This window comes from Sulfitobacter sp. M22 (assembly GCF_021736025.1).
Lineage (GTDB): Bacteria > Pseudomonadota > Alphaproteobacteria > Rhodobacterales > Rhodobacteraceae > Sulfitobacter > Sulfitobacter litoralis.
On sequence record NZ_WMEC01000001.1, the window covers coordinates 86,608 to 104,589 of the forward strand.

General features: G+C 59.0%; 21 protein-coding genes. 9 read left to right on the plus strand and 12 right to left on the minus strand.

What is annotated here, in order from left to right; translation table 11 throughout:
* Window positions 1–99: 99 nt before the first annotated feature.
* A complete protein-coding gene (locus GLP52_RS00460) occupies window positions 100–1,020 on the minus strand; it encodes a manganese-dependent inorganic pyrophosphatase (protein WP_237271307.1) in 921 nt (306 codons plus the stop codon).
* A 133-nt stretch (window positions 1,021–1,153) separates the two neighbouring features.
* Here GLP52_RS00460 and GLP52_RS00465 point away from each other — a divergent pair, with 133 nt between their 5' ends.
* The 4 genes from GLP52_RS00465 (at window position 1,154) to GLP52_RS00480 (ending at window position 4,981) form a co-directional block, all read left to right on the plus strand.
* Entirely contained in the window at window positions 1,154–1,834 is a 681-nt protein-coding gene (locus GLP52_RS00465; protein WP_237271308.1) for a DUF2161 domain-containing phosphodiesterase, read from the plus strand.
* A gap of 177 nt (window positions 1,835–2,011) precedes the next feature.
* Window positions 2,012–2,299 carry a co-chaperone GroES gene (locus GLP52_RS00470; RefSeq protein ID WP_005849542.1) on the plus strand — a complete coding sequence of 96 codons (288 nt, stop codon included), beginning with the start codon at window positions 2,012–2,014 and terminating at the stop codon, window positions 2,297–2,299.
* Window positions 2,300–2,372: 73 nt separating this feature from the next.
* On the plus strand, window positions 2,373–4,022 hold the full coding sequence (gene groL / locus GLP52_RS00475) for a chaperonin GroEL (protein ID WP_237271309.1): 1,650 nt from the start codon (window positions 2,373–2,375) through the stop codon (window positions 4,020–4,022).
* Window positions 4,023–4,132: 110 nt separating this feature from the next.
* Complete coding sequence (locus GLP52_RS00480) at window positions 4,133–4,981, plus strand: DMT family transporter (protein WP_093731907.1); 849 nt, start codon at window positions 4,133–4,135, stop codon at window positions 4,979–4,981.
* Here GLP52_RS00480 and GLP52_RS00485 read toward each other — a convergent pair.
* Window positions 4,947–5,399: an NUDIX domain-containing protein gene (locus tag GLP52_RS00485; RefSeq protein WP_208596009.1), complete on the minus strand. Its 453-nt coding sequence runs from the start codon at window positions 5,397–5,399 to the stop codon at window positions 4,947–4,949. The genes GLP52_RS00480 and GLP52_RS00485 overlap by 35 nt on opposite strands.
* 73 nt (window positions 5,400–5,472) lie before the next feature.
* On the opposite strand from GLP52_RS00485, the gene GLP52_RS00490 reads away from it, so the two are divergent.
* A complete protein-coding gene (locus GLP52_RS00490) occupies window positions 5,473–6,282 on the plus strand; it encodes an esterase/lipase family protein (protein WP_237271310.1) in 810 nt (269 codons plus the stop codon).
* Complete coding sequence (locus GLP52_RS00495) at window positions 6,269–7,411, plus strand: alpha-D-ribose 1-methylphosphonate 5-triphosphate diphosphatase (RefSeq protein ID WP_237273312.1); 1,143 nt, start codon at window positions 6,269–6,271, stop codon at window positions 7,409–7,411. The genes GLP52_RS00490 and GLP52_RS00495 overlap by 14 nt, the downstream gene beginning before the upstream one ends.
* 18 nt (window positions 7,412–7,429) lie before the next feature.
* Here GLP52_RS00495 and GLP52_RS00500 read toward each other — a convergent pair whose 3' ends face one another.
* From GLP52_RS00500 to GLP52_RS00510, 3 genes are all read right to left on the minus strand, one after another.
* Complete coding sequence (locus GLP52_RS00500; RefSeq protein ID WP_093731911.1) at window positions 7,430–8,503, minus strand: 5-(carboxyamino)imidazole ribonucleotide synthase; 1,074 nt, start codon at window positions 8,501–8,503, stop codon at window positions 7,430–7,432.
* On the minus strand, window positions 8,496–8,984 hold the full coding sequence (gene purE, locus GLP52_RS00505; RefSeq protein WP_093731912.1) for a 5-(carboxyamino)imidazole ribonucleotide mutase: 489 nt from the start codon (window positions 8,982–8,984) through the stop codon (window positions 8,496–8,498). Before purE ends, GLP52_RS00500 begins: the two co-directional genes overlap by 8 nt.
* 81 nt (window positions 8,985–9,065) lie before the next feature.
* Complete coding sequence (locus GLP52_RS00510; RefSeq protein WP_005849528.1) at window positions 9,066–9,290, minus strand: YdcH family protein; 225 nt, start codon at window positions 9,288–9,290, stop codon at window positions 9,066–9,068.
* Window positions 9,291–9,451: 161 nt separating this feature from the next.
* Here GLP52_RS00510 and GLP52_RS00515 point away from each other — a divergent pair, with 161 nt between their 5' ends.
* Together GLP52_RS00515 and GLP52_RS00520 are read left to right on the plus strand one after the other, a co-directional pair.
* A complete protein-coding gene (locus tag GLP52_RS00515; RefSeq protein WP_093731913.1) occupies window positions 9,452–9,868 on the plus strand; it encodes an Hsp20 family protein in 417 nt (138 codons plus the stop codon).
* Window position 9,869: 1 nt separating this feature from the next.
* The gene (locus GLP52_RS00520; protein WP_009825186.1) at window positions 9,870–10,088 is read left to right on the plus strand and encodes a DUF1150 family protein; all 219 of its coding nucleotides are present in this window, start codon (window positions 9,870–9,872) and stop codon (window positions 10,086–10,088) included.
* Window positions 10,089–10,220: 132 nt separating this feature from the next.
* Here GLP52_RS00520 and GLP52_RS00525 read toward each other — a convergent pair whose 3' ends face one another.
* The gene (locus GLP52_RS00525; RefSeq protein ID WP_237271312.1) at window positions 10,221–11,933 is read right to left on the minus strand and encodes a bifunctional sulfate adenylyltransferase/adenylylsulfate kinase; all 1,713 of its coding nucleotides are present in this window, start codon (window positions 11,931–11,933) and stop codon (window positions 10,221–10,223) included.
* 167 nt (window positions 11,934–12,100) lie between these two features.
* Entirely contained in the window at window positions 12,101–13,105 is a 1,005-nt protein-coding gene (gene trxB / locus GLP52_RS00530; RefSeq protein ID WP_237271313.1) for a thioredoxin-disulfide reductase, read from the minus strand.
* Between the two features lie 219 nt (window positions 13,106–13,324).
* Between trxB and GLP52_RS00535 the strand changes: the two genes are divergently transcribed.
* Complete coding sequence (locus GLP52_RS00535; protein WP_093731916.1) at window positions 13,325–13,825, plus strand: Lrp/AsnC family transcriptional regulator; 501 nt, start codon at window positions 13,325–13,327, stop codon at window positions 13,823–13,825.
* 36 nt (window positions 13,826–13,861) lie between these two features.
* On the opposite strand, the gene GLP52_RS00540 is transcribed toward GLP52_RS00535, so the two are convergent.
* The 5 genes from GLP52_RS00540 to lgt all read right to left on the minus strand — a co-directional run bounded on the left by GLP52_RS00540 (window position 13,862) and on the right by lgt (window position 17,919).
* Entirely contained in the window at window positions 13,862–14,614 is a 753-nt protein-coding gene (locus GLP52_RS00540; protein ID WP_237271314.1) for a Hint domain-containing protein, read from the minus strand.
* Between the two features lie 198 nt (window positions 14,615–14,812).
* Window positions 14,813–14,956 (minus strand): hypothetical protein, encoded by a 144-nt coding sequence (locus tag GLP52_RS00545; protein ID WP_237271315.1) that lies wholly within the window; start codon window positions 14,954–14,956, stop codon window positions 14,813–14,815.
* A gap of 265 nt (window positions 14,957–15,221) precedes the next feature.
* On the minus strand, window positions 15,222–15,977 hold the full coding sequence (gene pgeF, locus GLP52_RS00550; RefSeq protein WP_138922740.1) for a peptidoglycan editing factor PgeF: 756 nt from the start codon (window positions 15,975–15,977) through the stop codon (window positions 15,222–15,224).
* Window positions 15,974–17,038, minus strand: a complete 1,065-nt coding sequence (locus GLP52_RS00555; RefSeq protein WP_237271316.1) for a class I SAM-dependent methyltransferase — start codon at window positions 17,036–17,038, stop codon at window positions 15,974–15,976. Before GLP52_RS00555 ends, pgeF begins: the two co-directional genes overlap by 4 nt.
* A complete protein-coding gene (gene lgt / locus GLP52_RS00560) occupies window positions 17,035–17,919 on the minus strand; it encodes a prolipoprotein diacylglyceryl transferase (RefSeq protein WP_237271317.1) in 885 nt (294 codons plus the stop codon). The genes GLP52_RS00555 and lgt overlap by 4 nt, the downstream gene beginning before the upstream one ends.
* Between the last annotated feature and the right edge of the window lie 63 nt (window positions 17,920–17,982).

Consider the following 17,982-nt stretch of genomic DNA (forward strand, 5'->3'; position numbering starts at 1 on the left):
CTGCGCTTCTGCGCTGCGCTGGAATGACAAAAGGCCCCCTAATCGCAGGGGGCCTTTTGCGTTTGTTACCCCCGCCAGGCGGGGGGCAGATGGGTCTGTTTAGGCTTTGATGTTCGGGATGATCTGCTTTTTACGGCTCATCACGCCCGGCAGGACAACGCTGTCACCGGTGACGGTCGCGCCAAAGCTTTTCTCTGCCACGGACTTGGTAAAGTCGTTGGGGATCAGCATGGTGGCTTCTTCGTTCAGGATGTCGACAACGAAGAGCAATACCTGATCGGCCCCGTCTTCTGTGGCAACGCCGGGCATCGCAGCCATCAGTGCATCCTTGCGGTTCAGCACCGTGGCAGGCGACGTGGTTTCCAGAACAGAGACCCGGAATTTCTTGCCGTCGACTTCGTATTCCTTACTGTCCATCCGCAGCAGTTCCGCTTCGGAGAAAGAGGACACGTCGGATTTCGCCGCAAACATTTGCGCCGCGTATTCGGCAATGTCGACTCCCAGATCTTTGGCCAGCGCGTGGGCGATGGCGGTGTCTTCTTGCGTTGTGGTCGGGCTGCGGAATTCCAACGTGTCGGACAGGATGCAGGTCAGCATCGCGCCTTTGATGTTCTCGGGCATCTGCGCCATATCATCACCGATCATTTTGTACATGATCGTCGCCGTGCAGGCGAGCGTTTCCATCACGATGTTGACGGGGCCTTTGGTTTCAAGGCCGCCCACCAGACGGTGGTGATCGATGATGGCGGTGATGTTCGCGTCATTGATGCTGGCAGGCAGTTCCGCAGGGTTGTTGGTGTCTACGATCACAACGGGTTGGTCGGCTTGCACGTCGTCGATGATCTGTGGCTTGTCCAGCTTCCAGTGGTCCAGCATGAACAGCGCTTCGGTGTTGGGTTCGCCCAGCAGGGCGGGGGCGGCGGCGACGCCTTTGATTTCGTTCAGATACCATGCCCAGATGATCGGGCTGCCGGTGCTGTCGGTGTCGGGGGATTTATGGCCAAAAACAAGCGTTGTCATAGGGGATATCCTGAAGTGGGAGAGTGTTGATTTGCGCGCCTTATATGGCTGGTTGCACCACTTGTCACCACCTGCCTGATACGCGCAGCTTTGGGGTTCTCAGCGGCGGGGCAAAGCTGGTAGCACTGCGTTTATGACAAACCCGCGCGAAACCGACCTTTACCCGCCGATCAAATCCTTTCTGGAGGATCAGGGTTATGTCGTTAAATCCGAGGTGGGCGCGGCGGATGTCGTGGCCGTACGGGGGGCAGAGCCGCCGGTGGTGGTAGAGCTGAAGCTCGGCTTTAGCCTGACGCTGTTTCATCAATGTATCGCGCGCCTGTCCGTCAGTGATGACGTCTATCTGGCTGTCGCGCGCCAGCCCGGTAAACGGTTTGCCAAGGCGGTCAAGGATAATACAGCGCTGGCGCGGCGTCTGGGGTTGGGGCTGATCACCGTGCGGTTGAAGGACGGGTTGGTCGAGGTGCACTGCGATCCGGGGCCATATGCGCCGCGCAAGAACGCGAAACGGCAGGCGCGGCTGCTACGCGAATTCGCACGGCGGCAGGGCGACCCGAATGACGGGGGGCAGACGCGGGCAGGGCTGGTCACTGCGTACCGGCAGGATGCGCTAAAGCTCGCGATGTATCTGTTCGAGGCAGGGGCCAGCAAGGGCGCGCATGTCGCCCGCGAAGCCGGGGTTCAGCGGGCAACCGCCATGATGCGCGACAATCATTATGGGTGGTTTGAAAAGATCGAGACAGGCGTATACGGCCTGACCCCGACAGGTGCCGACGCCGTTTCAGCCGCGGGCCGCGTGTTGGGCGCTGACTAGCCCTGCTTTGCAAGGGGCGGGTTGCCTAAAATTTTTCAAATTACCGTGGTTGACTAGTGCGAGTGACGCCCTTAGCTATCCCTCGTTAGCACTCGGCGGGCCTGAGTGCTAATGGCTAGATCCCTCGACCGGAGGGACGGCTTGGGAGAATAACTTTGAGCCTTAAGGAGCTGAAAGATGGCATTTAAACCGCTGCATGACCGTGTGCTGGTGCGCCGCACCGAGAGCGAAGAAAAAACCAAGGGTGGCTTGATCATCCCTGATTCCGCAAAAGAAAAACCCTCTGAGGGTGAAGTTGTTTCTTGTGGCGAAGGCGCGCGCAAGGACAGCGGCGAACTGATCGCAATGGCTGTTAAGGCCGGCGACAAGGTTCTCTTCGGCAAATGGTCCGGCACAGAAGTTACCCTGGACGGCGAAGAACTGCTGATGATGAAAGAAAGCGACATCATGGGGATCCTGTCCTGATTGCAGGCAGACCGGGGCTTAGCGCCTCACCCAAGATACGCTGACATCAACCCAAGAATTTAGGAGAGACACTATGTCTGCTAAGGACGTAAAATTCGGGACCGACGCCCGTAACAAGATGCTTAAGGGTGTGAACATCCTTGCCGATGCCGTCAAAGTCACACTGGGCCCCAAAGGCCGCAACGTTGTGCTCGACAAATCCTTTGGCGCACCACGCATCACCAAAGACGGTGTATCCGTAGCCAAAGAAATCGAACTGGAAGACAAGTTCGAAAACATGGGCGCACAGATGGTTAAGGAAGTTGCTTCCCGGACCAACGACGAAGCGGGTGACGGTACAACAACCGCAACCGTTCTGGCCCAAGCCATCGTTAAAGAAGGCATGAAATCGGTTGCCGCTGGCATGAACCCGATGGACCTGAAGCGCGGCATCGATTTGGCCACGTTGAAAGTCGTTGAAGCGATTAAAGCAGCGGCGCGCCCTGTCAACGACAGCGACGAAGTTGCCCAAGTCGGCACCATCTCTGCAAACGGCGAGAAAGAAATCGGCCGTCAGATCGCAGACGCGATGCAGAAAGTCGGCAACGAAGGTGTGATCACCGTCGAAGAGAACAAAGGCCTGGAAACAGAGACCGATGTTGTTGAAGGCATGCAGTTCGACCGCGGTTACCTGTCCCCCTACTTCGTCACCAACTCCGACAAAATGACTGTCGAGCTGGAAGACGCGATCATCCTGCTGCACGAGAAAAAACTCTCCTCGCTGCAGCCAATGGTTCCCCTGCTGGAGCAAGTGATCCAGTCGCAAAAACCACTGCTGATCATCTCGGAAGATGTTGAAGGCGAAGCGCTGGCAACTCTGGTTGTTAACAAACTGCGCGGCGGCCTGAAAATCGCAGCGGTCAAAGCACCTGGTTTCGGCGATCGCCGCAAAGCCATGCTGCAAGACCTTGCAATCCTGACAGGCGGTCAAGTGATCTCCGAAGATCTGGGCATGAAGCTCGAGTCTGTAACCATGGACATGCTGGGTTCGGCCAAGAAAGTCACCATCACCAAAGACGAAACAACAATCGTTGACGGCGCTGGCGAGAAGGCAGAGATCGAAGCACGTGTTGCTCAGATCCGTAACCAGATCGAAGAAACCACATCCGACTACGACAAAGAAAAGCTGCAAGAGCGCGTTGCCAAACTGGCAGGCGGTGTTGCCGTGATCCGCGTCGGCGGCATGTCCGAAGTTGAAGTTAAAGAGCGCAAAGACCGCGTTGATGATGCCCTGAACGCGACACGTGCCGCTGTTCAAGAAGGTATCGTTGTCGGTGGTGGTGTTGCACTGGTTCAAGCGGGCAAAAAACTCGAAGGGCTCACAGGCGACAACGCAGACCAGAACGTTGGTATCGGCATCGTTCGCAAAGCTCTCGAAGCGCCTCTGCGTCAGATTGCTGAAAACGCAGGTGTTGACGGTTCCGTAGTGGCCGGCAAAATCCGCGAAAGCGACGACCTGAAGTTTGGCTTTAACGCTCAGACCGAAGAATATGGCGACATGTTCAAGTTTGGTGTTATCGACCCTGCCAAAGTTGTGCGTACAGCTCTGCAAGACGCGGCATCCGTTGCCGGTCTGCTGATCACAACCGAAGCCATGGTTGCCGATAAACCGTCGAAAGACGGCGGCGCAGGCGGCGGCATGCCCGACATGGGTGGCATGGGCGGCATGGGCGGCATGATGTAAATCACGCCGCCGGGGCGATCACGCCCTTGTGCTGACAGAATGAAGGGGCGCATCACCCGATGCGCCCCTTTTTCGTGGCGCGTCGTGCAAGGGTGGCCTAAGCAAACGCCATGCGTATCCTTTGCCTAACCGCCCTTGTGATGGTCGCCTTTGCTGCCAATTCCATTCTGACCCGTTTTGCCATTGCAGGGGGGCATATAGACCCCACTGGTTTTGCCGTCGTGCGGGTGCTGTCCGGCGCGGTGCTGCTTGCCATGCTGGTGCTGATACGCGGCGGGCGGGTGCCACTGATACGACGTCAGCAGGGGCTTGGGGCGATCACGCTTGCGATCTATATCATCGGCTTTTCCCTCGCCTATCTCACGCTGGACGCAGGGCTGGGTGCGCTGATCCTTTTCGGCGTGGTGCAAATTGCAATGTTCACCCATGGCGCGCTGTTCGGCGTGACCCCGACACCGCGCAAGTTGCTGGGGGCGGCGGTGGCCTTTTCAGGATTGGTGCTGGTGCTGTGGCCGTCGCAAGGCGTGGCGGTTGACCCATTGGGAGCCGCGTTGATGATCGCCGCAGGGCTCGGCTGGGCCGCCTATACGATCATTGGCCGTGGCGCGTCCGACCCGCTGGCAGGCAGCGCGGGGAACTTTGTGATCTGCACACCGCTGGTTGCGGCGCTGCTGCTCGTGCAGCCAACCTTCTACTCACCCACAGGGATTGCACTTGGCGTTTTGTGCGGGGCGGTGACCTCTGGGCTGGGATATGCGCTGTGGTATGCTGTGTTGCCAAGGCTGGCGCAAGCGACGGCGGCGGTGGTGCAACTGTCGGTGCCCGTGATCGCGATCATTGCCGGCGCTTTGATCCTAGGCGAACCGCTCGGGGCAAAGGTTGTTGTCGCCACCGCACTGGTGCTTGGTGGGATCGCGCTGGCGGTCAGCGCACGATCGGCTCCAACGGGTCGTAAGTGACCGGATCATTGCCAAAGGCAACCTGCGCCAGACTGTCCGGCTTGACCCGCAGGTCGCGCATCTCGTCGGGGGTGACCCAGCGGCGGTCGGTCACGATCCTTTCGGCGTCCTGCCACGCGGGGTCCACATCGGCAGAGCCGATCACAGTGCAGCGAAAGTAGATATCCACCTGATGGAAATCCCCCTGAGGGTCGTGGAATTCATTCACTAGACAGGGCGCACCCACGGCGATCTGCAGGCCGGTTTCTTCATAGACTTCGCGGATCAGATTGTCGGGCAGGGCGCTTCCGCGTTCTACCCCGCCACCGGGTGCACACATCAGGTCGCTTTTGCCATCGGGATAGGCGTTGACCAACAGCAGCCGCCCGTCATGGACCAACACGGCCCGTACCGCCAAACGCGGGCTATTTTCCGCCATATTACCCTCAATCTCGCGGTGTATGCGTCAAAGTATTTCACATGCGGCGTTTTCAGTCTATTTGACCCTAGCTATGAAAACACTGGTCACAATCACTTTCTCGCTCGCTGTGCTGTCGGGCATGGCGCAGGCGCAGTCAACGCTATCTACGGCGGGGGAGGGGCGTTGCGTGGTGCTCTTGCACGGGCTTGCCAGAACAGAAACGTCATTCGCTTTGATGGAAGCCGCGCTGGAAACCGAAGGCTACACCGTCGTGCGCCCCGGCTACCCGTCAACCACCGCCCCCGTCGAAGAGCTGACCCGCCGCACCTTGCCCGACGCAGTCGCGGCCTGCGGGACGGCATCGGTCGATTTCGTGACCCATTCCATGGGCGGTATCCTTCTGCGGCAATGGGTGGCCGAAACGGGCGATGCGCGTATTGGCCGCGTCGTCATGCTGGCCCCGCCCAATCACGGCAGCGAGGTCGTGGACACACTGGGTGATCTGGCCGCGTTTGACTGGATGAACGGACCGGCAGGGGCGCAGATGGGCACGGGTGAAAACTCCCTCCCGCTGCGTCTGCCCCCGGTTACCTTTGATCTGGGTGTGATCGCGGGGACGCAATCGTTGAACCCCTATTTCTCGTCGCTGCTGCCGGGGCGAGATGATGGCAAGGTGTCGGTGCAATCCGCGCGTGTCGACGGCATGCGGGATTTTTTGATGCTGCCGGTGACGCATACGTTCATGATGATGAACCCGACGGTGATTGCGCAGACGATGACCTATCTGAACACAGGTAAATTCGACCGGTCGCTGGGGTTCGTGGATGCGGTGCTTGATTCAATCGGCTGCCCCGAAGGGGCCTGCTTGCCGGGACAAAAGGCTAACGATGCTGAACGTTGAATTTACCGGCGCACAGGTCTTGGGTGCGCAAACGCTAGAGGCCCGTCCGCTGGCTGTTTCCGAAGGGCGCATCACCGCAGCCCCGCAACCCGCCAGCGTCGATCTGCGCGGCTATATCATCATGCCGGGAATCGTAGACGTACACGGTGACGGGTTTGAACGGCATCTGGCCCCCCGACGCGGTGCGATGAAAACCATGTATGAAGGGCTGGTCGCAGCCGAGGCAGAACTGGCGGCCAACGGGATCACCACCGCCGTTCTTGCGCAATTCATCAGCTGGGAAGGCGGCTTGCGCGGATATGAGTTTGCCGATCAAGTGTTCGGCGCGATCCAGAGCGTCTCTGATACGCTGGTGACCGATCTGCGCGGTCAACTTCGGCTAGAAACGCATCTGCTGGATCTTTTCGCCGATCTACCCGAGCGCATGGCCGATTGGGGACTGTCCTATATCGTGTTCAACGACCATCTGCCACACGACAGGTTGGCGAAAGGGCAGGTCCCCAAACGTATGGTCGGCCAAGCGCTCAAGGCGGGGCGTAACCCCGATGACCACCTGAGAATGATGCAAGACCTACATGCCCAAAGCGCGGACGTGCCCGGTGCGCTGGACTGGCTATGCAAAGTTTTGGCGGGGCGTGGCATCCAGATGGGCAGCCATGATGACACCACCGCCGAAGGCCGAGCCGCATGGCGCAAACGGGGCGTTTCCGTCGCCGAGTTCCCCGAGACGTTGGAGGCTGCGGAAGCCGCAGCGGCGGGCGGGGATCACGTTGTGCTGGGGTCGCCTAACGTGGTGCGCGGCGGGTCTCACAACGGCAATGTGTCGGCGCTTGAACTGATTTCGATGGGGATCGGCGGGGCGCTTGCCTCTGACTATCACTACCCCTCGCCACGACGCGCGGCCTTCATGCTGGCCGACAGCGGTGTGTTATCCTTGGCGCAGGCATGGCATCTGGTTTCCGGCGGTCCGGCGGCGGTGCTGGGGCTGTCCGATCGCGGTGAAATCGCCACAGGCAAACGCGCCGATCTACTGGTGCTGGATGCGCAAACACGCCGCGTCGCCATGACCATGGCGGGCGGTCGCGTGAGCTATATGTCCGGTGATATTGCCGCGCGGTTCCTTCGTTAGGCTCGCGCGGAATTTGCCCTAGCTTGGCCGTTTGACAATGTTCACATGGCCCATCTTACGGCCCGGTTTAACATCCGCCTTACCGTAAAGATGCAGCGCCGTGTCGCGCTGTTTGGCCAGCTCGGGCACGCGGTCCATGTCATCGCCAATCAGGTTCTCCATCACCACATCGGCATAGCGGCTGCCATCGCCCAACGGCCATCCGGCCACGGCACGGATATGCTGTTCGAACTGGTCCACCGCACAGCCGTTCTGCGTCCAATGACCCGAGTTATGGACCCGTGGCGCGATCTCGTTCACGATGAATCCCTGTCGCGTGACGAAAAGCTCGACCCCAAGAACACCGACATAATCGAGCGCATTCAGTATCTTGGCGGCAAGAAGTACCGCGTCCATGCGCTGCGCTGCGCTCAGCCGGGCTGGCACAGTGGTGGTGTGCAGGATGCCGTCGCGGTGCACATTTTCGCCCGGATCGAAACAGGCAACCTCGCCCGAGGGGCTGCGCGCGGCAATGACCGACACTTCGGCGGTGAAGTTCACGAACCCTTCGAGCACGGCGGGATTACCCGCCATATCTGCCAACGCACCCGCCGCATCATCCGCACTGCGCAGACGCGACTGGCCCTTGCCGTCATAGCCAAATCGACGTGTTTTCAGGATCGACGGCGCGCCGATGGTCGTCATCGCGGCGTCCAGATCGGCGGCATTGGCGATATCGGCAAAGGGGGCAACAGTCAGGCCCAAACCTTCGAGGAACTGTTTTTCGACCAAACGGTCCTGACTGGTCCGCAGGGCCTCGCGGTTGGGACGGATGGGGGTGATGTTTTCGATCACATCCAGCGCGTCGGTCGGGATGTTCTCGAACTCGAACGTGACAATATCAACCGACTTGGCAAAGGCGGTCAACGCGTCGACGTCATCATAGCCCGCGGTGGTCAGCGCGTGGGCGACATCACCTGCAGGCGGCGTGGCACCGGGTTCAAAGATATGCGTGCGAAATCCCAGACGTGCGGCGGCAACAGCCAGCATACGGCCCAATTGCCCGCCGCCCAAAATCCCAATGGTGGCCCCTGTTTGCAATGCTTCAGTCATTCGAAGGCTCCTCCGGGATGGACGCGCTGAGCGCATCGCGCCAAGCGTCAAGACGGGTGGCAAGGGCAGGGTCTTGGAGGGCCAGAATACCCGCCGCCATCAGTGCTGCGTTGGCGGCGCCGGCCGCACCGATTGCCATGGTCGCGACCGGAAAGCCACGGGGCATCTGGACGATAGAATAAAGCGAATCCACACCTGACAATGCCTTGGTCTGCACCGGCACCCCGATCACAGGCACGCGGGTTTTGGAGGCCATCATGCCGGGCAAATGCGCAGCACCGCCCGCACCAGCGATGATGACCTGCAGGCCACGATCAGCGGCAGTTTTGCCATAGCTCCACAACCGGTCGGGCGTGCGATGTGCCGAGACGATCTTGGTCTCGTAAGCGATACCAAGTTCATCCAGCAGCGTTGCTGCCTCGCGCATGGTGGCCCAATCGGACTGCGAGCCCATGATGATGCCGACAGGTGGATTTTCCATGAAAAGGGCCTTTGCTAGAGCGTATAAGAAGCGCGCACTATAGCCATGATCGCCCGCGTGGCAATCCGCTGGCAGGCGCTGTCAGGCGGTAATATCGGGGGTCAGCCGGTCTTCGATCTGGGCAATCAGGTCTTTCAGCCGCAGCTTGCGTTTTTTCAGCCGCTGCAGCGTCAGTTGATCCCCGGTGCCTTTGTCGACCAGCGCTTGAATGGCGTCGTCCAAATCTCGATGCTCGCGGCGAAAAACCTCGAGCTCGACACGCAGGACATCGTCATTCTTCATCGACAGATCGGAGGGAGGATTCATAAGGCTGGCTGATTCTTGCTATATCTGGGCTTGTGAATATAGGCGTCTGTAATTCAAAGGCATAGCCCTTGCGTCCTGTCCCCATGCCCCCCATATTTGAAACAGGTCGCCGATTGCGGGGCCAGATGACTGACTGTCGCTTATCTTAAAGGACGTGTCTTATGACGAAACTAACGCTGGCTTCCTACCCTCATATGCTGGGTTTTGAGCAGTTGGAACGGGTGATGGAACGTACGGCAAAGGCCGGCAACGAAGGCTATCCACCGTTCAACATCGAACAAACTTCCGATTACAGCTATCGCATCACGCTTGCGGTTGCAGGTTTTGCGGAACAAGATCTGTCGATAACCGTTGAGGACAGACAGCTTGTAATCCGTGGCCGACAGGTCGACGCGCAAGATGAACGTATCTTTCTGCACCGCGGTATTGCGGCGCGACAGTTCCAGCGGTCTTTCGTGCTGGCAGATGGCGTAGATGTCGGTGAAGCGCTGATTGAAAACGGTCTGCTTCATGTGGATCTGACCCGCGCCAAACCCGAAAAGGTCGTTCAGACCATCAAGATCAGAAAAGGGGAATAAAATGCATAACGAAGAAACGCATGTCCAGGATCGCACCGTCTACGTCAAGATGATCGCTGTGTCCGACCTTCCCCTAGAGGTGCGCGAGCAGGCGGAAGGGTTGAAACAGCTTTACGCCGTACATGACGCCGAAGGGCAGCAGCTGGCGTTGGTCGGTGACCGCAAGCTTGCGTTTAGCCTTGCACGCGATCACGATTATGCGCCCGTGATGGTGCATTAAACTGTATCACCTAAAATTTGCTGAAAAGGGTCGCTGTTTTGCGGCCCTTTTTTGTGCACGACGTCCAACATCACGCACGATAAAGGCCAGCCCATGAAGGCTGGCCTTTCGTTGTTCGACTTGGTGAAAGGGTCACCCCTTGATCAGCCCCATGCTTTCCAGCTTGAGCAGTACCTGATGCGCGCAGTTGTCGACGTCGACATTCTCTGTCTCGACGCGCAGTTCGGGGTCGGCGGGGACGTCATAGGGGTCTGAAATTCCTGTGAATTCCTTGATCTTGCCTTCACGGGCCAGCTTGTACAGACCCTTGCGGTCACGGCGTTCGCATTCCTCGATGGAGGTGGCGACATGCACCTCGACGAAGGCACCAAAGCTTTCCACGTCTTCGCGCACGGCGCGGCGGGTGGTGGCATACGGCGCAATGGGCGCGCAGATGGCGATGCCGCCGTTCTTGGTGATCTCGGACGCGACATAGCCGATGCGGCGGATGTTCAGATCGCGGTGCTCTTTGCTAAAGCCCAATTCCGACGACAGGTTCTTGCGGACGATATCCCCATCCAGCAGCGTGACGGGACGACCGCCCATCTCCATCAGTTTGACCATCAAAGCGTTGGCGATCGTCGATTTCCCCGAACCGGAGAAACCGGTGAAGAAAACCGTAAAGCCCTGCTTGTTGCGTGGCGGCTTGGTGCGGCGCAGCTCTTCAACCACCTCGGGGAAGGAGAACCATTCGGGGATTTCCAGCCCTTCCTGCAAACGGCGACGCAACTCGGTGCCCGAGATGTTGAGGATGGTGATGTCATCCTTGTCTTCGATCTCGTCAATCGCCTCGTATTGTGCGCGCTCGGCCACCCAAACCATATGTTTGAAGTCGACCATTTCGATGCCCATTTCGTCCTCATGGGCGCGGAACAGATCCTGCGCGTCATAGGGGCCATAGAAATCATCACCGGCAGAGTTCTTGCCGGGGCCCGCATGGTCGCGGCCCACGATGAAATGGGTGCAGCCGTGGTTCTTGCGGATCAGACCGTGCCAGACGGCCTCGCGGGGGCCGGCCATGCGCATGGCAAGGTTTAGCAGGCTCATAGCGGTGGTGGCAGCGGGGTATTTGTTCAGCACGGCCTCGTAGCAGCGCACGCGGGTAAAGTGGTCCACATCGCCGGGCTTGGTCAGGCCGACAACAGGGTGGATCAACAGGTTCGCCTGCGCTTCACGCGCGGCGCGGAAGGTCAGTTCCTGGTGCGCGCGGTGCAGGGGGTTGCGGGTCTGGAAGGCCACAACCTTGCGCCACCCCATCTTGCGGAAATAGGCACGCAGCTCGTTCGGCGTGTCGCGACGCGCCTTGAAATCATAGTGGACGGGCTGCTGGATGCCAGTCACAGGGCCGCCCAGATAGACGTTGCCCGCGGTGTTGTGCAGATAGTTCACCGCCGGATGCGCGCTGTCGTCCGCGCCAAACACGTTCTCTGCTTCGCGGGCCTTGTTCGGGACCCAACGGTCGGTGACGGTCATCACCGCCAAGATCACGCCTTCCTGATCGCGCAGCGCAATGTCCTGCCCGATCTCGAGCCCTTCGGCAAACTTCTCGGACACATCAAGGTTGATCGGCATCGGCCAAAGCGACCCATCCGCCAGACGCATGTTTTCGACAACACCGTCATAGTCTTCTTCGGTCAAGAAACCCTTAAGAGGGTTAAAGCCACCGTTCATCAGCAGCTCTAGATCGCAGATCTGGCGCGGCGTCAGGTCATGGCTGACCAGATCGCCAGCTTCCACCTTCAGCTTTTGCGCCGAATCGTAAGAGACATAAAGTTCAGGGATCGGAGCAAGGTTGGGCGTTTGCATGGGCGTCTCGCAATATTTTGGGTTCAAATTCGGATATTCGGGCTGATAGACCGCCCAGCTTGGGCTAGGCAACCTTTGCCGCCGGTTTATGGCGAATTACGGACGGTGACGTGTTTTTTGCTGGGAAAAGCCAATCTTATCCCAGCAAATGCCATTCTGGGCGAACGTTATGCGTCGTCTTTTACCTCGGCCCCATAGCCTAGCGGCAGCGATGTGTCCTTGCCGGAGTCGTCGCCGACCTCTGCAAGGAATCGTTCAGCCTCGAGCGCGGCCATGCAGCCCATGCCAGCGCTGGTCACAGCCTGACGGTATTTATGGTCGGTCAGATCGCCAGCGGCGAAAACACCCGGCACAGAGGTTTCAGTGCTGTCAGGCTTGGTAACGACATAGCCGCCCATATGCGTTTCCAGCGTGTCCTTGACCAATTCGTTCGCGGGCGCGTGGCCGATGGCCACGAACACACCTTTACAGGGGATGTCGGTAATCTCGCCAGTTTCCACATGTTTGACCTTCACACCTTCAACGCCAAGCGGCGCATCGGTGCCATAGACTTCGTCCAGCTGGTGGAACCACAGCGGTTCGATCTTGGGGTTTTTCATCAGACGGTCGATCAGGATCTTTTCGGCGCGCAGCTCGTTACGGCGGTGGATCAAGGTCACCTTGGAGGCAAAGTTGGTCAGGAACAGCGCTTCTTCTACGGCAGTGTTACCTCCGCCGATAACCACGATTTCCTGATTGCGATAGAAGAAGCCGTCGCAGGTGGCACAGGCCGAAACGCCAAAGCCTTTGAACTTCTCTTCGGTTTCCAGTCCCAGCCATTTCGCACGCGCCCCCGTCGCAAGGATCACCGCATCGGCAACATAGGTTGTGCCGCTGTCACCTTTGGCGTGGAAGGGGCGGCTGGACAGGTCCAGATCGGTGATGATGTCGCCGATGATTTCGGTCCCCATCGCCTTGGCGTGGTCCTGCATGCGGATCATCAGATCGGGGCCTTGAACTTCGCTATCTCCGGGCCAGTTTTCGACCTCGGTTGTGGTGGTCAACTGCCCACCCGGTTCGATGCCTTGCACAAGGATCGGGTTCAGCATCGCGCGGCTGGCATAAACGCCCGCAGTGTATCCCGCAGGGCCGGAGCCGATGATCAAGAGCTTGGTTTCGCGTGTTTCGGCCATGATAAAGAACCCCAGAGTGTATTATATGTTGCGTTCCAACCGATATAGACGCCGCTCGTGTTGCCTTAAACCCCAAGTTTGCATATCCGCTCTGCAAAGATCACCGTCATCGAAAATGCGGTTGATTTTTGCTTGAATTCAGAACATTGCGCACCGGCGAAAGATTATTGCGTCCAACGTTGTTGGTGCTATAACAATTGAAAATCCTATGGGGGTATTATGGCAGGGACGCGGCTTGATCCGATTGATCGGAAAATTTTAGCCGAATTGCAGGCAGATGGACGCATGACCAACGTCGAGTTGGCGAAACGCGTCGGCATCTCTGCACCGCCGTGCTTGCGTCGGGTCCGGACCCTCGAGGAAAGCGGCTATATCCGGGGCTATCATGCCAACGTAAATGCACGCGAGCTCGGGTTCGAGGTGCAGGTGTTTGCGATGGTCGGACTGGCCAGCCAGGCTGAATCCGATCTAACCGCTTTTGAGGAAAAATGCCGCAACTGGCCGCTTGTCCGCGAATGCCATATGTTGAACGGCGAGGTGGATTTCCTGCTGAAATGCGTTGCACCAGACCTGTCGAGCTTTCAGAGCTTTTTGACGGGCCAACTGCTGACCACCCCAAATGTCGAAAGCGTCAAGACCAGCCTTGTGATTCGGCCGGCCAAGGATGAACCGGGTGTGCCCTTTGATGTGCTGGAAAGCCGTCTGAAAAACGCGCCCTAAGGCGTTTGGCCCAGTATAAAATGCCCAACCTCGGCCTTACGCCCGCGGGTAACACAGCGGGCCAAAGCCTGTCGTCGCACCGATATGGGGGAACATCGACAGAAATGCATCGCGTTGATGCACCGGCAGGGCCGCGATCGTGGCGGGGCCGGGGTGGAACGTCTCCATCTCGAGGCCGCTCACGCTGATGGCTGCATGGCGCGCCAGACCCAGATGATATAGCCGTACGGGGGTGGGGGGCTGGATCTCGATGATATTTACACCGTCCACGAGATCGCGCATCAAGGTAAAGACTTTGTGTCCCGTTCCCGCGCCGCGCAAGTTTTGTGGCGTGTGTAGGATGCGTGCAGCGGGACCGAAGGTCAGGAAACTGGACGGACGTGACAGCCCCAGACTATCCGCCATCACCCGTACCCAAGGGGTGCGATGACCCGTATCAGCGGGGACAAATTTGCTTGATCCGATCCACAGCAGGGGGGCCTCGGTTCCGTCGGCCCGTACAATCCGGTCACCGGGGCACAGGTCTTCGACGGGGGTTTCCCCTTGGGGCGTATTGATCAATGTGCCGCGGGCAAAAGCCGAAAACGGTTCTTCAAACAGCGGGGTAGCAGGGACGTAGCCTTCGGTGACAAAGATAGTTCCGTCCGGTCGCAGCGCTGCGATCTCATAAGTTCGGGTGTGGCCGCCCGATCGCGCAGGGGCATCGTGCAGAACCGAACGGGAAGCCGTCTGTGAATACGGCGTATGTGTATTGGAGGGGATGAAATCAGGGACAGTGTGTAATGTCATGATATGACCTTTAGCTGACCGCTTCCATGTTTCTCACACCCCCGCTGAAGCAATACGATCCAGATGAATGGGCGCGTGGCACCCTGCGCGTAAGGCGTGCGGGCGGACCAGTGGGTGCGCCGCATAGGTCGACAGAAAAGGCTGTCGCGCCGTTAGAGCCGCTGCAGGGCGCGATACGTCTTGCCAGACCCCTGTAGCTCAGGCGGCCTTTTGGTGCGATTGCGTGGCGGCGCGCTTTGCGATGAAAGCAGCGCGGCGTGTGCCGCGGGACCAAGGCAGTGTGACGCCTTCTTTGTTGGAAGCGTCGATAACCGATTTGATGAAGCGTGCGTTGGTTTTCATGCTCTTTATCCTACTGTCTATGGGCAGTGCCCTTTCGTTAGGATCACTATGCAAATGATTTTGGGCAAGGATGGGGCGTTTTAGTAAAAAAAGCCGATAATTTATAGCGAATTTGAACAGCTTTGCGGCACGCGGCTGAATGCGCTGCAGTCCCTTAAAATTAGGACCTCAGGTAGAAAAATGGCGTGGTCTGGCGCGGGAGCAAGCCGTTTGTGCGGCGAAAATTGGGCAGGTGCTTGTCACATTGCCGCCCAATTTCAGAGTGCTAGAGCACGATCGCCGCGATCAGGCGGCCGTAATCGGCTTCTTTCGCGTGCGTGCTGCGGCGATAGGAATAAAAACGATCCGCGTCGCTATAGGTGCAGTGCCGCGTCCATTCCGCATGGCCCACGCCCGCCGCGCGCAAACGGTTCAGGCCAAAGCCAGCAAGGTCAAATTGCATGCGGCCGTCTGTGCCATTGGCGAAATAGCGGGCGTATGTCGGGTCTTCGGCCAAAAAGGCATCGATGAATTCCGGACCGACTTCATAGGCGCGCTGGCTGATGCAAGGGCCGATGACCGCAGTGATATTTTCGCGTGTCGCCCCTAGGTCTTCCATTGCATCAACGGTTGCGGTCAGCACGCCATCAAGCGCACCGCGCCATCCTGCGTGGGCGGCCCCGATGACGCCGGCTTCGCTGTCGTGGAATAGAACAGGCTGGCAATCGGCGGTCAGGATCGACAGCGCCAAACCCGGTGTCGCAGTGACCAAGGCATCGGCGCGGGGCTTTTCGTTCAAGGGGACAGTGACACTGACCACAGTCGCTGAATGAATCTGGTGCACGCCGACCAGATGATCCGGCGCGACCTCCATCGCGTCGGCGACGCGGGCGCGGTTGATCTCTACGATCTCGCGCTGATCCGAACTGCCAACGCCGCAGTTCAGCCCCGCAAACACACCAGACGACGCGCCCCCGCGACGGGTGAAGAATCCGTGGCGCACATCGCCCAGACTATCGGAGGTGAGTATTTCCAGCGTCATGGTTCCAATCCTGGGGGCGGGTTCTGATGCGGCGGGTAAATCCCCATCACTTTAAACAAATTTCCCATTTCTGACGGATGCGTCAAGCGTTTATGTGCGGCGATATGGCTGTTTAGCGCGTCGTCTGTCATGCCCTTGGCAAGGGTTTGTGCGCGTTGCGTGATACCGAGGCGCTCAAGAAAAACACCTTGCGGGGTGATACGTGTGTGCGTGGCCGGAGCCGCTGCTAGGGCAAGCTTTTCAAAATCGACGTGCGCTGTCAAATCGGCGTGGCCCGGTGCTGTCAGCGGATCGGTCTTTTCGTGCCCCTGCAAGGCTTGCAACGTGTCGCCCAGACTGTGCCAATCGCCATAATCGATAATCAGCGCAGCCCCGCCATGGGTTGCGATCCGGTCAGACACAGGGTGCAGCAATGGGGCAAGCTGGGTGCAATCCTCGACCAGATCGCCGGACGTGGTATCTGACAGACGGTCGGCCAGTGCAGGTTGCGGCAGTTCTGGCCCCAGTCCGAAGGTCAGTACCCCGTCGGCCAGCCCGACCTGCCGTTCGCGCCACGATGTTTCCCCGCGGACAAACTGGCGGATGGGCAGCGCGTCGAAGAATTCATTCGCGACCAAATACAGGGGCTGGTCGGGCAAGTCAGCGGTGCCATCAGCCCATGTTACCTGATGCCCGGCAAGTGTCTTGGCCTGTACATCGCGCAGCGTTGGTGATGCCTCGATCAACGTGATCTGTGCGGCTTCGGCAAAGCCGGGAACTTGGCGCGTGGCCCGCAACATATCTGCCATTAGGGTGCCGCGACCGGGGCCTAGCTCTGCCAGCGTAAAGGCTTTGGGTGCACCTTGGGCGATCCAGCATTGCGCTAGACACAGGCCCAGCAGCTCTCCGAACATCTGACTGATTTCGGGGGCGGTGGTGAAATCACCCTGCGCGCCAAAGGGGTCGCGGGTGGTGTAATACCCCTGTGTTGGATGCAGCAGGCAGGTGGCCATATATTCGTCGATCCGCATCGGTCCATTGGACGCGATGCGGGTTTGGATCGTATCGCGCAGTGTCGTCATGCGTTGCGCTTTGCCCGCAGGATGAAAAACAATCCGATCGCGATCATCGGCAGGCTCAGCAACTGGCCCATGGTCAGGCCCCAGCCGCCTACATGCCACGCCAATCCCAGTGGATTATCGGCGCTGACGAATTGCGCATCAGGTTGGCGCACAAATTCAACGGCAAACCGCGCGGCCCCGTATCCAGCCAGAAAGACACCCCCGATCAACCCTTCGGATTTCAAGCCGCCGCGCCGCCATGCCAGATAGATCAGCAGCGCACCAAGGAGCAGCCCCTCAAGCAGCGCTTCGTACAATTGTGAAGGGTGCCGCGCGCAGATCGTCGCGATATTGGGGCAGTCCTGCGCCGCCACGGTCGGAAAGGCCACGCCCCACGGCAGGTCGGTCGGGCGGCCCCAAAGCTCTGCGTTGATGAAATTCGCCAGACGCCCCAGAAAAAGGCCCGGTGCGAGGCCCAGACAAACGACATCGCCGGTGGAAATTGTGCTGATGCCATGCCTCTTGGTAAACGCGATGCCCGCAAAAATCACCCCAAGCGCACCGCCGTGGAACGACATCCCGCCTTCCCAGATACGCAAAATCTGTGCCGGGTTGCTCAGGTAATAGCTCGGTTGATAGAACAGCACATACCCCAGACGCCCGCCCAGAATGACGCCGAGAATGACCCAGAACAGCAAATCCTCGACCTGCTGCTTGGTCATAACGGGCGTGTCGCCCGCCCAAAGCGAAGGCCGCTCTATGGCGCGTACAACGATACGCCAGCCGATCAGGATGCCGGCAATATAGGCCAGCGCGTACCAGCGCAGGGCGACAGTCATGCCAAATATGGTGAACGAGAATATCTCGGGTGACAGGTCGGGGAAGGGGAGCATTGCATTCATGCGCTGATTGAGCCTGACCGCAAACGGAAGTCAACCTTGCGAGAAGCCACATTGCACACCATA